Origin of the sequence: Hongsoonwoonella zoysiae (assembly GCF_013266695.1) — a bacterium.
GTDB classification, from domain to species: domain Bacteria; phylum Pseudomonadota; class Alphaproteobacteria; order Rhizobiales; family Stappiaceae; genus Hongsoonwoonella; species Hongsoonwoonella zoysiae.
Genome location: NZ_JABRXF010000001.1, coordinates 25,940 through 42,151 on the forward strand (window position 1 = coordinate 25,940; position 16,212 = coordinate 42,151).

Here is a 16,212-nt window from a genome sequence, read left to right on the forward strand (position 1 = left end):
TAGCCGCCGAGCGCCATCGGCTACCGTTTCGAACGGAGGTTTCCGTCAATCCACGCCACCAATCTCTTTTGCCTGATTGATGATCTCCTGGCACTGGGCTTCATTGCCCGCTTCACGCTGCTCATTGGCCTGCGCCATAAGGGCCCGCATCTGTTCCATAGTCGTCTCGTCGAGATCGTTATCGCCCGGGTTACCAAGAGCCCGTTCGACCTTGTCGATATCCTCCGCACAGTCCGCCAGCGCTAGCGCAGGAGTGCCGAGGATGAGTGCGGATCCCAAAACGATCTTCGCCCAATTAGCCAAGAACTTAAGCATTTCGCTTCTCCTTCAAATGTATTCGAACAGAGGTCATCGCACAGAGATTAAGTTACGCAACGTAACTTTTTGGCCGAAGCCGGTCTTTAAGATCCGTTTTCCCAGGTTTTCGCAGCAAATTCCTACGCGAACGAAGGTCGCGCAGCGGCGCGACGGAAATCCATTCAGCAGGCTTCATGATGAGCCTATAATGAACCGATCTTATCGCGAAAACGTATCATCTCACGATAATCAAGTCGCCATTCTGGCGAAGAGGTTTTTCCTGACAGAGCTGCCGTGGAGAGAACGGCTCCAACCCTGCGCTTTCTGTCGGAACCTATAGGCACGAGGCAGGATACTCATATGCAGCATGAAGGCACGGCTGTAGTAGGCTGGCGCCCTTGTGTTGATATGCGTTCAGAACGTCACGCTCGTCTTCGAAGACGCGTACTCCTCGAGCGCTGTCATGGCATGAGCCTCTATACAATGCTTCTTGCGAATTGTTCTTATTCGCCTTCACGAATGCGCTTTCTGAAAATTGAAGGTGTTTTCCCGGTCCAACGACGCATGTCTCGTGTAAGTGAGCTTTGGCGTTCGTAACCGAGCTCGGTCGCAATTGACAGGAAGGACACGTCGCTTCCCGCAGGTTGTCTCTCCGCACGCTCTTTCCGAACTTCGTCGAGCACAGCACCAAAGAAAGTGCCCTCCTCGCTAAACCGTCGCTGCAGCGTTCGCGTGCTCGTACCGGCGGCGATCGCAAGATCACGCAGTGCCGGAAGACCGTCTTCCACCATGGAGGCAAGCATTATGCGAGCTGAGCTTGCAAATGTTCCGTCTCCTCTCAGCGGTAACAACGACGACGTTCTCGAAGTCGCCATGCGATCGCGCGCGATCGATGAAACCGAACGCTCGGCGATGCCCCGAGGTACGCGGAGTACGACCGCATGGCTACGAACGGGGACCACCCCTACCCCGAACAATTCTCGAAGATGGTCTACACCGGCAATCGGATGAGGAAGAACCTCGATATGCTGAATTCGCGGTACAGTGGCCCCTGTCATAGCGCAAAGTCGGTCACACATCGCGATTGCATAGAGCAGCATCAGATGCGCGGCTTCCGTGTCGAAGCGACACCCATAATTGTGCCGAACAACCAGAGTATCCTGGTCATCCGAAACGAAAAGATTTTCGTGCGAACAGAACAGTGGAAGCGCCGCCGATATCCTTTGCAGAGCTTCCATTGGGCAACGGCTGCCGAGCGCAACCCGCCCAACAAGCGTCAAATCGAGAATGCTTGCGTCGGACACGATACGACATGGGATATCAGGTCCCTCCGTTTGCGAAATCAATCGTAGAAGGTTGCCAACGCGCAGAAGTGGAGTCGGGCGAAGCGGGTCGCTATGAACCGCGGTGACGAGCCCGGAGTCGCGCAAGAATGGCCTTGCATCATGCCCGTTGGAATCCAGCCACCGCAGGACGGGCAAAAGCGACATCGCCCGGACCATGGGAATGGCGTGCGCCATGCGCGCTCCTTACTCTAACTTAAAGTAAGTAATATTTCTGACACGACGAATTTGGCGTGTGAAGCGAAAACAATTTCGAAATAGCCCGAAAAATCCTGACGAAGCAACATGAATATTTTCGGAATCTGGACGCGGAACCGGAGATAATGAAAAGCAGGTCGAAATTATGCTCGCAATTGCGAGTTGGTCTTCTCGCTTTGCTTGCCTTGAGCGTTGCGCCGTCTCTGGTGAACGCACAAGACAAATCACAGGTCGACGCAGCGCGCTTTAAGGAAATCGCCGAGAAAGCTTATATCTACGCGTTTCCTCTGCTCGTCGCCTATCAAGTTCTATACAACTATAAAGTAGACAAAAATTCTGGCGCTTACATCGCACCTTTCAACGAACTGCACAACGAAGCGCGCGTCTATTCGCCTAAGGACACGGCCGTTAGCACCCCGAACAGCGACACGCCGTATTCCTTCCTTCAACTCGACCTGCGCGCGGAGCCAATGGTGATTTGCCTGCCGGATATTGATCCGAAACGTTATTACGACGTCCAGCTCACCGATATGTATACCTTCAACTTCGGCTATATGGATAGCCGCAGCACAGGCAACGGCGCAGGTTGCTACATGGTCGCAGGACCCGCCTCGTCGGGCGACGTGCCCAACGATATCGCCGAGATGTTTCAAGCGGAAACTGCGTTCACCTTCGCCATCTTCCGTACCCAGCTATTCGATCCTTCAGACCTTGCGAATGTTAAGAAGGTGCAAGCCGGTTATTCGGTCGTGTCGCTGTCAAGCCACCTCGGACGTCCTGCACCTGAGCCTGCTCCGAGGGTTGACTGGCCAGCGGTCGGAAATGAGATGTTTGGTGCGGAATTTCCGCGCTATCTCAATTTCCTATTGCAGTTTATGCCCGACGCCGCAATCCCGGCGTCGGAGAAGGCTTTGCGTGCGGAGTTTGCCAAAATCGGCATCGGCGCGGGCAAGGCCTTCGATCCGACGAAGCTTTCACCCGAAAAGCAGGACGCGCTGAGCTCGGCGATAAAGGAGGGCAACGCGAAGATTTCCGCCGCCGCTGAGAGCGTCGGCACCATGATCGACGGCTGGCAGATCGGTGCGGCGGCGGGGAGCCGGGCCTTCTTCGACGGCAACTGGTCACTGAGGGCGGCGGGCGCAAAGCTCCTGATCGACAATCCGGTCAACCGGTATCTGATCAATTCGCCCATGCTGCCGGAGCTGAAAAAGAACCCTGATGGTTCAATGACGATCTACATCCAACACGACTTGCCCGGAAAGGACCGGGGAGACGAACTGGCTGCCGGCGCCCGACGGACCGATGTTCGTGGTCATGCGTCTTTACTGGCCGAAGACGGAGGCACCTTCGGTCCTGCCGCTCGGGAGCGGCACCTGGGCGCCGCCGGGCATCGTTCCCGTGACCAATGCGCGCGCCCTCGACGCCAGACGCTTTGGCGATAAATCGCTGGAAACGGTCATTCGCACCGACCATCGCTATGGCGGCGACGTCTTCTTCGAGGGACCGCGCGGCTGGCCCTACTGGAAACTGCTTGAGTATCCGAAGCCGATCCAGAACCCAAATCTCTGGCCCGACTCGCAGTCCACCTATTTCCTGTCCCGCTTCGCTCTGCCGGCCGGCGACACCCTGACGCTCAGAGGCGCGTTCCCGCGGGCGCGCTATTTCAAGTTCGCGCTCTACAAGGCCGAGCAGGGCACCTTCGTGTCGACGGGCGAGGATATCGCCGGATGGGACATTTCTCCCGATCCGGGCTCGACTAATCCGTTCGTCGTCGGCAACTACAGGCTCGGCGATCCGCGCGACGACACGGTCACCATCGTTGCCGAGGACGCCCCGGCGAAGAAGGAGGATCGCGAAGCGAACACACTCTACGCCGGTAGCGGCGGTGGAGATTTGCAGTTTGTTACGCGCATTTATCTCTCCGACGCTGGCAGCGACGGCGCAGGCTGGGCCCCTTGGGCATCGGCGGTGCGGCGACGCGGCCTGCCCGATATCGAACTGACACTCGCGGACGGCAGTCAACTGACCGGCGACGAAGCCATCGCAGCAATCGGTAAGCCCATAGCCGGAAATACAGCGCAACCCTTCACCGCCGCCCAGTGGGACGCGTTAATCAACGCCAAGGACAACGATCCCACCCTAGATCCGGCCACCGCTCCAGCTCGCAAGGACCCGAAATGGGAGAAATACTGGAACATCCAGTATTCAATTCTTGGCTCGTTTAAAACCGCCGAAAAGCGGGCCAGAATCCCCTATGCCGGACCAATCGACGGCGGAGGCGACCCGGACACGAACTATCTGTTCATACAGCTGTCACGGAAATTCGGGCCAGTCTTTGTCACCCGCGGGAAGCTGCCGACGTTCCCCGACACATATGCGGGCGCTGCCGGCCGCGGGCTCGAGATAATGCCGAAAGCACAGATGCAGTATTTCTCGATTGTCAGCTGCGAAGCCGCGCCATCCGGTCAGATTGTCGACGGGCTTGCCGACATGCAGATCCCGATCGACGAGAACGGCAACTACATCATTGTTTACAGCCGCGCCGAGGATCGCCCGAAAAACGCGACCGCCGAGAACGGCGTCGCCTGGATCGAATGGAGCCAGAGGGGTGAGGGTCTCGACACCCCTGCGAACAGGACAGACTTCGGCATGCTGATGATCCGCATCATGGCACCAAGTTCAGATTGGGCAGAGAGCCCGGCGAACATCACGAAGCCCGGGGAAGAGGAAGCGGTCATGGGCGCCTACTACCCGCGCGGCAAATATTCGACGAAGGAAGCTTTCGAAGCGCTTGGCAGCAAACCTTGATTCTAAGCAAGAATTCGGGGCGCCGCCCCGCCAGGAGCGCACGAAGAAGGAAAGTCCGAAAATGGGAAGCCAAATGACACGGCGGATCGCGGCACTGTCCATCACACTCAGCGTGGCCATTGCACTCCCCCCGACGGCGAATGCCGCGGAATCCAATCTCGAGGCGGCGAACGGTCCGATCTCTGGCAACGTGACCCTTTACGCAGAGGAATTCGCCTGCCAGCAAGATATCTCAACGCCCGGCTACTATTCCTCGCTCAACGGCGCGGAAATCGCCGATGCGCAGCGCAGCGGTATTTTCCCGTGCGCCACTTTCACCGGCAGCCATGACGGGCCGAATGGGGTCTTCGCTTTCCGCGGCGTCGACGACTATCCGGGCATCTCCTATATCAACAACCGCAAGCCGGGTGAACTCTACATCGTTGGTGGCGAGTTCCCTACGCCCGACGATCCGAGGCAGGTCGGCCCCTACATTGCCAAGGCCGACGCCTCCACGGGCAAGCAGATGTGGCGGACATACCTCGAGAACGCAAACATCTCGGGGCGCTGGATCGGCAATGCCAACCTCAACATCCTGCCCAACGGCAACATTGCGTTTGCCTGGTCGCACTTCATTGTGTTGATCCACGGCGATACTGGCTTAATCCTGAAAACCAACACCCTGCCGCATGGAGAAGCGCCGATCGAAGACGTGAACTTCAAACATCTGACTATCGCACCCGACGGCACACTGATTTTGAAGGATCAGACACGCCCCGTCGGCTGCACGCTGCAAGGCACGATGGCGATAATTACCTGTGCGAAAGAGGGAATGAAGTCGCCAAATTCAGTTCTCGTTGCTGTCGATCCCGATACCCTTGAGGTGCTCGATCAATTGAACCTACCAGAACCTGCTCCCTCGCCGCATATTGTCGTACCCTATCGCGACAAGATCGCGATCTACATGGGCATGGAGAATACAGCTGGGCGTTTCTTCTGGGATCTGGCCGCGAAGAAGCTGTCGGCCGACGAGACCTGGCAGATCAAACCGCTCGCCGAAGGTCAGCGCGCGATGACAGCGCCAACCGTGGTCGGCGACTGGATCGCGATCCAGACGAACGGCCTGTTCAGCGACAAAAAAGCCTCAAGCGTGATCGTCATCCATCAGGACGATGCCAGCAAGGTCGAAACCATTTTTCCTTTCGGCGAACTTGAAGCGCACCAATGGAGCTTTGCCCCTCCGAAAATCGGAGCCGATCTGAAAACAGCATGATCTACTCGGCAGATATGGGCATGAAGAAGGTCGCTGGCATAAAGATCCACCAGGTGACCGGTAAGCTCGAGACCGCCTTCATCATCAATGACATCACCAACACCTTCCAACCCGTCTTGGGTCCAGCGAGCAAGCGTGTTCTGGTGCTAACCAACATCAAGCTGCCGATTGAGGCTGAGCCCATTCCTGTAGTCGTGCAGAAGTCGGACTACACAGAACAACTAACCTGGCGCGATGCTGCAACTGGAAAAATTCTGGCGGCATCGGATTTCTTCGAGCCGCTGACACCGAATTCGCTGACCACGCCAGGGTTCGGAGGGCGCGTCTATTTCCCGACCGCGATGGGGAAGGGATTTTACGTCTTGCAGGCGATGCCAGAACCGCAGGAAAAACAATAAAGAGCTAGTGCCGGAAGGCTACAAGAGGCGCTCTTTCGGGAAAAAGGTGGACGATTTTACTCGCAGGCGGAGCATGATTGATTCCATCCGCTGCGGCTGCGCCATTCGCAATCGCAAAACTCGCCAGCGTTCCGGACGTCAAGTTCGTGCTAGTGTTCGCGTAACAGTCTGGCGGATTTGAAGAGGATACCCTTCATGGAAATCCGAAATCTGTCCTCTTATCTTTCCCTGAGGTTATTGGCACGCTTTGTTGTGGTTTTCTCTCTGGTGTTGATGCCTGGTTGTGCGGGCATCCTGCCAATGGACATGCAGCGCTCGCTGACGCAAGTCGCGCCAAAAAAAATCGACTTCCGCGAACTTGAATATTTCGCGCTGCGTTCGCGGGCATCCTATACCTCGCCGGAGAATATCAAACGCAAGTTTCCGGATACCACGCTCGTCAAGACCATCAGCGACATCGATGTTCTGTACTTCCTGGAAACCGATCCACGAAACAGGACCCAGACCATCACAATCCGGGGAACAGCCAATAAACCCAATATCTGGGAGGACGCCGAGATTCTTCTGGTGAAAGACAGCTTTCTAGGGTTCTGGCTGCATCGAGGCTTCCAGAATGACTCGCTGAAGGTTTTCAACGATGTCAAACCACACCTCAATAATGACTACGAAATCCGAGTGACAGGCCACTCCCTGGGCGGAGCGATCGCTCTCATACTAACAAATTACCTCTACAAGGACGGTTACATGGTCGAACGTCTGGTCACGTTCGGTCAGCCGAAGGTGACTAAGGACAAAAGCGACAGTCTGTACTGGCGAGCAAATCCGAGCCTTCGCAAGATCACCCGCGTTGTCCGACCAAATGACCCTATTCCGATGATCCCACCAGCAGGGTTAGCGATACGATATGGCCACGTCGGTCCCGAACTGATCCTGGAGAAGGGCCAAGACTATGTTTTCCTGGATGCGCATGATGCGGATCGCCTTTCGGTCGGCGAGTTTTGGCGCAACTTGGGACGAGTGCATCTCAAGGACCACAGCATGGAACTCTATTTGAAGAACATTCAGGGAAAGGTCCGAAAGGGCGCCCATCAGGTGCCCTACAAGGGATCTTGATGGGGTGGACGTCCCCCCTGCACCGGCATCGACGTGCCTTAAGGTGGTCGTTGATGATCGGAACCACCGAGGAAGGAGCGTCCGCATGAAGGTTACAACGATTGGGCTCGATCTGGCCAAGAGCGTTTTCAAGTTCATGGCATCGCCGATGACGGGACCGTGGTCGTGGCGAAGAGGCAGCTGAGGAAGCAGGTGACCGGCTTCTCCTCCAGGCTTCCGAGTTGCCAGATCGGCATGGAAGCCTGCGCGACGGCGCATCATTGGGCGCGAGCCCTGGCGGCACTCGGGCATGAGGTGAAGCTGATGCCACCAGCCTACGTCAAGCCTAACGTGAAGCGGGGCAAGAACGATGCTGCGGATGCCGAAGCGATCCGCGAAGCCGTTCAGCGGCCGACCATGCGCTTTGTTCCGGTCAAGACACCGGAGCAACAAAGCATCCTCATGGTTCACCGGACCCGGGCCCTCGTAGTGCGTTAGCGCACGATGGTGGCGAACGCCCTGCGGGCGCATCTGGCGAAGTTCGGCTTAGTCTGCAATCCGAGTGTGGTGAACTTCCTAAAGCTCACGCGTGCCGTCTTCGACGAGCATCATCCACAGTATTTGCTTCTTGAGATGGCCCAAGCGGCTTCTTGATTGGGGAATGCCTTGCTTCACATCCTGAAAGCGCTGCGGATTTCGCGCCGCTGTTCTTTGGCTGTGTCTGGGTCGCCGCTGTACGACTGGAACATTTTGCCAGTGAGGCTACTTTCCAAGCTATCTCTAAATTGCTTCTGGTAGCCGACAGTTGAATTACGCGTGGACGCCATTTGGACGCCATCAAAAAACATAAAACTCCGATATCAGCTAAGTTATTGAAAATTATGGCGCACCGGGGAAGATTCGAACTCCCGACCCCCAGATTCGTAGTCTGGTGCTCTATCCAGCTGAGCTACCGGTGCTTATCTATCGGTACAATTCAAGCTCACTGCGAAGCGACAAGCTTGATGTTGCTGCGTTTCGCGCTCGAAACGCTCCCGAACAGGGCGCTACCTCTACTCCGCTATTTCAGCGAATGCAAGGCCGTCTTGTCGAATTTTTCTCCAATCGTCCAACCTGTTGAAAAGCTTCACGGGCGCTTCGCCACGAGTGCATGCGATCACGAAGCCCGCTGCCGCTGCGCCCTCCTGCGCCAGTGCTTCAGGTCCACCGCACGGTCGGGCACGACGATCTCGAATGTGGTGCCGGGACCATTCGTTTCCACCAGTCGGATTGCACCGCCGTGAGCGCGCACAAGCTCGGAGGCTATTGCCAGACCAAGGCCCGTCCCACCGCGTTTTGTCGAAGCCTGGAAAGGGCGGAACAGCGATGATTTCACTCTTTCGGGAATGCCGGGCCCGGTATCGCTGACGGTAATCGAAACCACCCCACCCTCGCGCTCAGCCTCGATCGCTATGCGGCAGACGAGCGCCGGATCGCTTTTGGCTTCCAGAGCCTGCATGGCGTTACGTGAAAGGTTCATCAAGACTCTGAACATCTGATCCGGATCGGCATCGATCTCGATCTCTTCGGCGATCAAATTTTCAAAGTTTATGGTTTCATGCCCCGTCAGGCCCAGGACGTCGCCGACATCGTCGACAACGCGTCTCAAGCGCACCAGCCTGCGCTGGGGTGGCGCTTCGCGCGTACTGCCGTAGGCAAGCACCGACTGCGTGTAGCCGATTGCCCTGTCGAGCGCCGCGATGATTTTCGGCGCGATTCGCTTGGCGGTCGGATCGGGGCTCGCCTCGAGCCTTTCGGAAAAAAGCTGCGCGGAGGCAAGCAGGTTTCTCAGGTCATGATTGATCTTGGAAACGGCAAGTCCAAGATCAGCAAGATGCTGTTGCTGGTTGAGCGTATCCTTGAGCGCGCGCTGCATCGCCTCGAGGCGGGTTTCGGCATCGCCCAGTTCATCCTTTCGGCCGGACGGCACGATGATGCGCGACGCATCGTCTGGCGCCTCGGCAAACCGGGCCATCGAACGCGTCAGGCGCTGCATCGGTCTGAGGAAAAGCCAGCGCAGCGAGAAATAGACGAGCGTCGCGGTGATCGCGGAAATGAAGAGCGACAGGCCCAGGATGCGCACGGAAAACGCAAGCATGTCGTCGCGAAGCAGCTTTTCGGGCAGAACCATGTCCACCCGCTCGCCGGAGCCCATCTGGCTGCGCCCGATAACGCGCATCAGACCGCTGCCGTCGCCGAGCAGAATTTCGAAGCTTTCCCCGATGGCGCGCGGCGGCGACATCACGCTCATATCCGCGGTGCTGTCGATCTCAAGCTGAGCATCGCTTCGCGCGATCAAGCGGCGGCGGTCGCCCTCATCGAGCGAGATGGCCACCGCACCGGTCGCGCGCAGCAGTTCTTCCTGCAGCCGGGGGGCGAGCGTGTTCGTTTCGGTCAGAACCGACGCCGCAACGCCTGCCGTCGTCAGGCGTTCGTTAAGCCAGTTATTGCGGAAATTCGCGATGGACGGGACATAGATCATCACCTCGCTCAACATCACGAACAGGATCGTCAGAATAAGGAGCTTTCCCGAAAGCCCCGCCCAGTTCCGCCTCTTTTCCTCCGGCGTGGGCCGCATCGTATCTTCGGGCGTTTCCTGTACCGGTTGATCTCCGCTCTTCATAGACCTTGCATTGGCCTCGCCATCGTTCACGTTCTGCCGTCTCCAAGGTGTTCAAATACCCGCCGCGAGCTGGTCCAGTTTAACCGAACTTGGCAAGAAAGCCTATCACGCGCCGAATCCAGGGGTTGCTAGGCGCTTGCGAATAATAGGATATCGCGGCCCGCTTCACGGCTTCGCTGAGAGAGGGATAGGGCGAGACCATGCCGGCAAGATGACCGACTTTCATCTTGCGGCCGACGGCAAGCGACAGGAGGTTCATGATCTCCCCGGCCGAGGGGCCCACGGCACCCGCCCCCAACAGCCTACCTCGCGCACCCACGACGAGTTTCACGAACCCTTCCGTCGAACGGGAGGTTTGCGCACGGTCGTTTTGTGAAAATTCCGCTTTCAGCACCTTCACCTTGTTGCCGTAGCGCTTTCGCGCCTCCTCCTCATCCAGGCCGATATGCGCGATTTCCGGATCGGTGTAGGTGACCAGCGGGATGATGTCAGGATCATAGGCAACGGGCAGGCGAAACAGGATCGAGCGAATGACAAGGCCCGCCTGGTATCCCGCGACATGGGTGAACTGAAGCCCCCCCGCAATGTCGCCTATCGCGAATACCTTGCGGTTCGATGTCCGCAATCCCTTGTCGACGGTGATCCCGCTTCGCTCATACGCAATTCCTGCGTTTTCCAGGGAAAGCGTATCGGTGTTCGGCTTGCGGCCGGTCGCCACCAGCAAATGCGAGCCTCTTATTTCGCGCTCTCCGCCGTCTCCTTCGACGATGATACGAACATCGCCTTGAGCACCCGAAACCCGCTTGACGGCCGCGTTTTCAAGAAGATCGATGCCTTCACCGCGCAGTTTTTCGACAACCAGAGCCGCAGCCGCGGGGTCTTCGCGCGCAAGCGCGCGATCCGCTTCCACAATGGTGACTTCGGCCCCGAGGCGGCGATGCGCCTGTGAAAGCTCCAGGCCGATCGGGCCCGCGCCGATCACGATCAGATGTTGCGGACAGTCTGTGAGATCGAAGATCGTTTCGTTCGTGAGATAAGGAACTTCGGCCAGTCCGGGTATCGGCGGAATGGCGGCGCGCGACCCTGCCGCTATAACGAAACGGCGGGCCTTGACCGTCGTCTCGCCCGCCTGCACCGTATCGTTCGAAAGGAACTTCCCCGTTTCCTGGATAACGGTAACACCGAGCCCCTCGAATCTCTCCACCGAATCATGCGGGGCGATCGCCGCTATGACGGAATGAACGTGTTCGTGCACGCGGGCAAAGTCCACGTTCACGCCGTCCGTACTCACACCGAGTTGCGAGCCTGTCCTGGCGTTCTGCGCGCGGCGCGCGGAAGCAATCAATGCCTTGGAGGGAACGCAGCCGAAATTCAGGCAATCGCCTCCCATCCTTCCCTTTTCGATGAGAACGACGTCGACGCCGAAGGCAGCCGCCGCTGCCGCAACGGTCAGTCCGCCAGACCCGGCTCCGATCACGCAGATATCGGGTGTCAGAACCCGTGCCATGCAGTCTCCCTTCGGTATGAACCCGACCTCAAGTCAGATGTTCGCGGCCAGCGCATGTGTGTCTAATCTTTTCGGGCCTTTTTCGCGGCTCGCCATTTCTTGAGGGCAACCGGAATGAGCGAGACGATGCCGAGTGCGGCGAAGGCCAGCACGAGTTCCTTGGTCACCAGCGCGGACACATCGATCCGGCATGTTCCTGCTGCGCCACATCCCGGGTTGGCGGCTTCCTGCGCTTCGATCACGCTATCGAGACCGGCGCCAACAAAGGAATAGGCGTAGGTGCCTGGCAGGATGCCGAAGAATGTCGCACCCACATAAGTCGGCAATGCAACGCGAAACAGCGCCGGCGCGATATTCACGAGCCAGAACGGAAAAATCGGCGTCAGCCGGAGGAACAGAAGATAGTGAAATGCGTCCTCGCGAAATCCGTCGGAAAGGCGGTTGACGAACGGGCCGGCCTTGTCTTTCAGCGCATTCCCCAGCGAACTGCGCGCGGCGAGGAAGATAAGGCAGGCGCCGATGGTGGCTGCAACCGCCGTTATCGTGCCTGCTGCCAGCCACCCGAACAGGAAGCCACCCAGTATCGTCAGGAACGACGCGCCGGGAAAGGAAAGTGCGACCGCAGCGACATAGACCGCCATGTATGTGAGCATCGCAACCGTCAGATTGCCCTCTACCATGCCGACCAGCCGGGCGCGTTCGCGTATGAGGTTGGAAAGCGTCAGATGCTCGTGCCAGCCCTGCTGAAATCCCACGGCCATCAGCAGGACGATCGCACAGATCGGCGCCCACCGCCTGAACTTCGGCCAGATGCCCTCCCGCGATGGCAGGTCGGACGGGTCGATCATATGCTCCTCCGCGCGGGGCTTCGCAGTGCGGCCGCGTTCAACCTGCATCGTTAAGGCCCCAATCGTAAACATAGTCGGAAATGCGCTGCGTCTCGTCGAGCTTCGAAGCGAGTTCGGAGCGAGCATAGTTGCGCCAATGGCCGATCAGGTCCGGTTTGCCACCAAAGTCTTCGGAAAACCAGCTGTAGATCTTCGACGCCGTAATTCGCCCGTTTGCCACGTTCACGCCACGCGGATGATTGATATAGCCGGTCGCGCCGGCATCCAGCATCGCATCCAGCCTCGAGCCGGCGAAGGCCTGGCGCTGCAGGTTGGGACAGCCGATCGATGCGCAATTGACCGCGTAATGCACCCGCTTGTCGCCGAAATCCTTGCGAAGGATTTCATGCTCGATATCGTCGAGCGAAAGCTGACGCCCTTCCACGACGAGCAGCTTCTTCCTCCAGGGGCCGCTGGTGAACAACCCACCACCCAGGTCTATGTCGCGAATCGAGCGCACCGGATAATGCTCAAGCACCACCCGCACGGTTTCCGCGTTATAGAGGTTGACCCAAAAGGCGAATTGATCCGCACGCCCGAGCGAGGAAGCCCTCACCCGCTGCATTTCCCGCAAATAAGCGGAAAGTTCGCCGTAGGCCTCACGCTTGAAGGCGGCGTAGCGCACCCGGTTGATGCCATCTTCCGACGAGACGACGTATCGCTCAAGAAGCGACGTCCAGGCGCTGTCATCGGCGCCCGCCAGGGCGCGAGCTGGCACCGCCAGTGCAAATCCGCCAGCCGCGACGCCCGCGATGAAGCCGCGCCGGGAAAGTTTCGCCCTTGCCGCGTGGCCGTTGTTACTTGCGGACGGTCCGTTCATGCTTCGGCTCCGGATGCCTGTAGGTTTACTGCCTCACCCCTGCGGGAAAGAGCATTGATATGCGGGCAATCTAGGAAATGACGGAACGAAAATCCGGCGCTTCACCCTGAATTGATTGAGGTTTGCGATTCACTCAAGCGCCCGTGAAAGCCTCGGCCAGAGGCCTGCGGCTTGCAGCGCATTGACTTCGCCTTCCGCCACCCGTATAAGCGCGCACGATCGGGACTTGCCGTCCGTCGGGCTTCCAATCGGGGCCGGGCGCCACCGGTGCACGGACGCTTTCCAAGCAGGACAATTCGCAATAAGGGCCGCGCTCGGAGCGCGGGGATCGAACAATGAAGCGTACATATCAGCCGAGCCGTCTCGTCCGGAAGCGCCGCCATGGTTTTCGCGCGCGCATGGCGACCAAGAACGGCCGTCAGGTGCTGGCGCGCCGCCGCGCCAAGGGCCGCAAGAAGCTCTCGGCCTGAGCAGGCCAGCTCGATCTATTTTGCGCGGAGGGATAGCTCGTGAATGGCGATCCCGCGAAAGCCGCGTTGCCGGTACTGAAAAAGCGCTCCGAGTTTCTTGCCGTCGCCAAGGGCGGCAGGCTGGCTCGGCGCGCTTTTGTGCTACAGGCGATCGAGCGGGATGCGGCGCAGAACCGGCAGGCCGGGAGAGCGCGGGTTGGCTTTACCGTGACGAAAAAGGTGGGCAACGCCGTTGTGCGCAACCGGGTCAAGCGCCGCTTGAGGGCGGCGATACGCGAAGTGGCCCATTGCGCGCGGCCGGGTATCGACTATGTCCTTATCGGGCGTCAGGGTGCGCTCGAGGCGGACTTTAAGGTCATGGTCGACGAATTGGCCGCCGCGTTGAAAAACCCGCGCACGCGGGCCGATGCGAACCGATCCGGAAGCCGCAAAAGGCCGAAGACCGCCTCCGAACGAAATTCCATTCATTGATTCAGCGCCGTTCGAAAGGATGAACGAGACCGATGGCTGAAAACCGGAACACCATCCTCGCAATCGTGTTGTCGTTGATCGTCCTTTTGGGATGGCAGTATTTCGTCGCTCAGCCCCGCATCGAACGCGAGCGCCAGATTGCACAGCAGCAGGCCGAGGAACAGGCCGCGCAGACCCAGAGCGTCGCACAGGCCCCGGCACCCGGCGCCAGCGGCGGTCAGGCCTCGGCACCCAGCGCGGGCGAAGGCGCGGCGGCGGCTGTCAATCGCGACGCCGCGCTCGCCGCGACCCCCCGCGTCGAGGTCGACACGCCTCGCGTGTCCGGTTCCATCAACCTCACTGGCGGACGGATCGACGATCTGCGCCTCAAGGACTACCACGAGACCGTGGATCCGCAGAGCCCGACAATCGTCCTTTTCTCGCCCAAGGGCTCGCCACGTCCATATTACGCCGATTACGGTTGGGTCGCCGACCAGGGCGCGAGCGTTTCCCTGCCCGGCCCGGATACCGTCTGGAGCGCGCCCGAAGGCGTGAAGCTTACACCCTCTTCGCCGGTCACGCTCACGTGGGACAACGGTGAGGGCCTCGTTTTCACACGCACGATCTCAATCGACGAGAACTACATGTTCTCCGTTGCCCAGTCGGTGCAAAACAGCTCGCAAGAAGCTGTCACCCTTTACCCCTACGGCCTTCTCTCCCGGCACGGCACACCGAAAACCACCGGCTTTTACATTCTCCACGAAGGTCTCATCGGCGTATTCGGCGAGGAGGGGCTGCGCGAGGTCGATTACAAGGACCTTCAGGACGACGGCGACATCCGGCCCGAGCGTGTGGATCAGGGCTGGCTCGGCATCACCGACAAATATTGGGCGGCGACGCTTATCCCCACGCCCGGTTCCTCGTTCCAGCCGCGCTTTTCCTACGTCCAGGGGGCGGACAACTTCCAGACGGACTATCTGGGCGATGCGATTGAAGTGGCCCCCGGCGCGAGCGGCGAGACGTCATCGAATCTCTTTGCCGGCGCCAAGGAGAAGACCCTGCTCGATGCTTATGAGGAAAGCGTCGGCGTGAAGCAGCTCAACCTGCTGATCGATTGGGGCTGGTTCTACTTCCTGACGAAGCCGATGTTCTTCGTCATCGACTGGCTCTTCAAGCTGGTCGGAAACTTCGGCGTTGCCATCCTGCTCGTCACGGTCATGGTGAAGCTCATCTTCTTCCCGCTTGCCAACAAGTCTTACGTCTCCATGAGCAAGATGAAGCTCGTGCAGCCGCAGATGACCGAAATCCGTGACAAGTACAAGGACGACAAGCAAAAGCAGCAACAAGCGCTGATGGAGCTCTACAAGAAAGAGAAGATCAACCCGCTGGCCGGCTGCCTGCCGATCGTGATCCAGATCCCGGTTTTCTTCTCGCTCTACAAGGTGCTCTTCGTCACGATCGAAATGCGCCATGCGCCGTTCTTCGGCTGGATCCAGGATCTGTCTGCCCCCGATCCGACGTCCCTGTTCAACCTGTTCGGCGCAATACCCTGGGACCCGCCACAGTTTTTGATGCTCGGCATCTGGCCGCTCATCATGGGCATCACGATGTTCGTCCAGATGAAGATGAACCCCGCGCCGACCGACCCGACGCAACAGATGATCTTCACCTGGATGCCGGTCATCTTCACCTTCATGCTGGCATCCTTCCCTGCAGGTCTCGTGATCTACTGGGCCTGGAACAACTCGCTCTCGATCGCGCAGCAATACGTCATCATGCGCAGGCAGGGCGTGAAAGTGGAGCTTTGGGACAATCTGCGATCGACCTTCAAGAAGAAGGCCCCGGTCGAGGACAAGAGCTGACCGACTTGAAGAATCTGGAGGCGGCTCTTGTAGCCGCCTCTGGACAACAAAACCGGAGAACCGGGACGATGATCCACTGAGCCTGAGGGAACTTTCCCTCGCGAACAGCGGCTGGATGCAGATAGCCGCAACCAGCGTTTCAGAATAAAAGGCTCATTGGAGAACC

Annotated in this window: 13 protein-coding genes, 1 tRNA gene and 2 pseudogenes; 9 read left to right on the plus strand and 7 right to left on the minus strand. The window is 58.7% G+C overall.

Annotation, left to right across the window (positions count from 1 at the left end):
• Window positions 1–45 precede the first annotated feature (45 nt).
• Window positions 46–315 (minus strand): hypothetical protein, encoded by a 270-nt coding sequence (locus HPQ64_RS00125; protein ID WP_172886393.1) that lies wholly within the window; start codon window positions 313–315, stop codon window positions 46–48.
• Between the two features lie 485 nt (window positions 316–800).
• Entirely contained in the window at window positions 801–1,817 is a 1,017-nt protein-coding gene (locus HPQ64_RS00130) for a helix-turn-helix domain-containing protein (RefSeq protein WP_172886394.1), read from the minus strand.
• Between the two features lie 146 nt (window positions 1,818–1,963).
• Between HPQ64_RS00130 and HPQ64_RS20275 the strand changes: the two are divergent.
• From HPQ64_RS20275 to HPQ64_RS00155, 6 genes and pseudogenes are all read left to right on the plus strand, one after another.
• Window positions 1,964–3,031, plus strand: a pseudogene (locus HPQ64_RS20275) (DUF1254 domain-containing protein); the annotation flags it as partial.
• Window positions 3,032–3,140: 109 nt separating this feature from the next.
• On the plus strand, window positions 3,141–4,646 hold the full coding sequence (locus tag HPQ64_RS20670) for a hypothetical protein (RefSeq protein WP_343035882.1): 1,506 nt from the start codon (window positions 3,141–3,143) through the stop codon (window positions 4,644–4,646).
• 73 nt (window positions 4,647–4,719) lie between these two features.
• Window positions 4,720–5,898, plus strand: coding sequence for a hypothetical protein (locus HPQ64_RS00140; protein ID WP_172886395.1), 1,179 nt, complete (start codon window positions 4,720–4,722; stop codon window positions 5,896–5,898).
• Window positions 5,895–6,296: a hypothetical protein gene (locus HPQ64_RS00145; RefSeq protein WP_172886396.1), complete on the plus strand. Its 402-nt coding sequence runs from the start codon at window positions 5,895–5,897 to the stop codon at window positions 6,294–6,296. The genes HPQ64_RS00140 and HPQ64_RS00145 overlap by 4 nt, the downstream gene beginning before the upstream one ends.
• 195 nt (window positions 6,297–6,491) lie before the next feature.
• Window positions 6,492–7,409, plus strand: coding sequence for a lipase family protein (locus HPQ64_RS00150; RefSeq protein ID WP_172886397.1), 918 nt, complete (start codon window positions 6,492–6,494; stop codon window positions 7,407–7,409).
• 85 nt (window positions 7,410–7,494) lie between these two features.
• Window positions 7,495–7,883: pseudogene (locus tag HPQ64_RS00155) on the plus strand (IS110 family transposase); the annotation flags it as partial.
• Between the two features lie 387 nt (window positions 7,884–8,270).
• Here HPQ64_RS00155 and HPQ64_RS00160 read toward each other — a convergent pair.
• The 5 genes from HPQ64_RS00160 to HPQ64_RS00180 all read right to left on the minus strand — a co-directional run bounded on the left by HPQ64_RS00160 (window position 8,271) and on the right by HPQ64_RS00180 (window position 13,264).
• Window positions 8,271–8,347, minus strand: a tRNA-Arg gene (locus HPQ64_RS00160).
• A 197-nt stretch (window positions 8,348–8,544) separates the two neighbouring features.
• Window positions 8,545–10,080, minus strand: coding sequence for a sensor histidine kinase (locus HPQ64_RS00165; RefSeq protein WP_343035883.1), 1,536 nt, complete (start codon window positions 10,078–10,080; stop codon window positions 8,545–8,547).
• Window positions 10,081–10,129: 49 nt separating this feature from the next.
• Window positions 10,130–11,557 carry a dihydrolipoyl dehydrogenase family protein gene (locus tag HPQ64_RS00170; protein WP_172886398.1) on the minus strand — a complete coding sequence of 476 codons (1,428 nt, stop codon included), beginning with the start codon at window positions 11,555–11,557 and terminating at the stop codon, window positions 10,130–10,132.
• A gap of 62 nt (window positions 11,558–11,619) precedes the next feature.
• The gene (locus HPQ64_RS00175; RefSeq protein ID WP_172886399.1) at window positions 11,620–12,405 is read right to left on the minus strand and encodes a TVP38/TMEM64 family protein; all 786 of its coding nucleotides are present in this window, start codon (window positions 12,403–12,405) and stop codon (window positions 11,620–11,622) included.
• Window positions 12,406–12,442: 37 nt separating this feature from the next.
• Window positions 12,443–13,264, minus strand: a complete 822-nt coding sequence (locus HPQ64_RS00180) for a DUF547 domain-containing protein (RefSeq protein WP_172886400.1) — start codon at window positions 13,262–13,264, stop codon at window positions 12,443–12,445.
• A 335-nt stretch (window positions 13,265–13,599) separates the two neighbouring features.
• Between HPQ64_RS00180 and rpmH the strand changes: the two genes are divergently transcribed.
• Genes rpmH through yidC form a run of 3 tightly spaced genes read left to right on the plus strand, consistent with a single transcriptional unit; the run spans window position 13,600 to window position 16,046 of the window.
• Window positions 13,600–13,734, plus strand: coding sequence for a 50S ribosomal protein L34 (rpmH, locus tag HPQ64_RS00185; RefSeq protein ID WP_160776617.1), 135 nt, complete (start codon window positions 13,600–13,602; stop codon window positions 13,732–13,734).
• 39 nt (window positions 13,735–13,773) lie between these two features.
• A complete protein-coding gene (gene rnpA, locus HPQ64_RS00190) occupies window positions 13,774–14,205 on the plus strand; it encodes a ribonuclease P protein component (RefSeq protein ID WP_210260030.1) in 432 nt (143 codons plus the stop codon).
• Between the two features lie 32 nt (window positions 14,206–14,237).
• Window positions 14,238–16,046, plus strand: coding sequence for a membrane protein insertase YidC (gene yidC, locus HPQ64_RS00195; protein WP_172886401.1), 1,809 nt, complete (start codon window positions 14,238–14,240; stop codon window positions 16,044–16,046).
• Window positions 16,047–16,212 lie beyond the last annotated feature (166 nt).

Coding starts and splice junctions, on each gene's coding strand:
- HPQ64_RS00145 (WP_172886396.1), top strand. CDS start 5,895: ATGATCTACTCGGCAGATATGGGCATGAAGAAGGTCGCTGGCATAAAG.
- HPQ64_RS00150 (WP_172886397.1), top strand. CDS start 6,492: ATGGAAATCCGAAATCTGTCCTCTTATCTTTCCCTGAGGTTATTGGCA.
- HPQ64_RS00175 (WP_172886399.1), bottom strand. CDS start 12,405: ATGATCGACCCGTCCGACCTGCCATCGCGGGAGGGCATCTGGCCGAAG.
- HPQ64_RS00170 (WP_172886398.1), bottom strand. CDS start 11,557: ATGGCACGGGTTCTGACACCCGATATCTGCGTGATCGGAGCCGGGTCT.
- rpmH (WP_160776617.1), top strand. CDS start 13,600: ATGAAGCGTACATATCAGCCGAGCCGTCTCGTCCGGAAGCGCCGCCAT.
- yidC (WP_172886401.1), top strand. CDS start 14,238: ATGGCTGAAAACCGGAACACCATCCTCGCAATCGTGTTGTCGTTGATC.
- HPQ64_RS00140 (WP_172886395.1), top strand. CDS start 4,720: ATGACACGGCGGATCGCGGCACTGTCCATCACACTCAGCGTGGCCATT.
- HPQ64_RS20670 (WP_343035882.1), top strand. CDS start 3,141: ATGTTCGTGGTCATGCGTCTTTACTGGCCGAAGACGGAGGCACCTTCG.
- HPQ64_RS00180 (WP_172886400.1), bottom strand. CDS start 13,264: ATGAACGGACCGTCCGCAAGTAACAACGGCCACGCGGCAAGGGCGAAA.
- HPQ64_RS00125 (WP_172886393.1), bottom strand. CDS start 315: ATGCTTAAGTTCTTGGCTAATTGGGCGAAGATCGTTTTGGGATCCGCA.
- HPQ64_RS00130 (WP_172886394.1), bottom strand. CDS start 1,817: ATGGCGCACGCCATTCCCATGGTCCGGGCGATGTCGCTTTTGCCCGTC.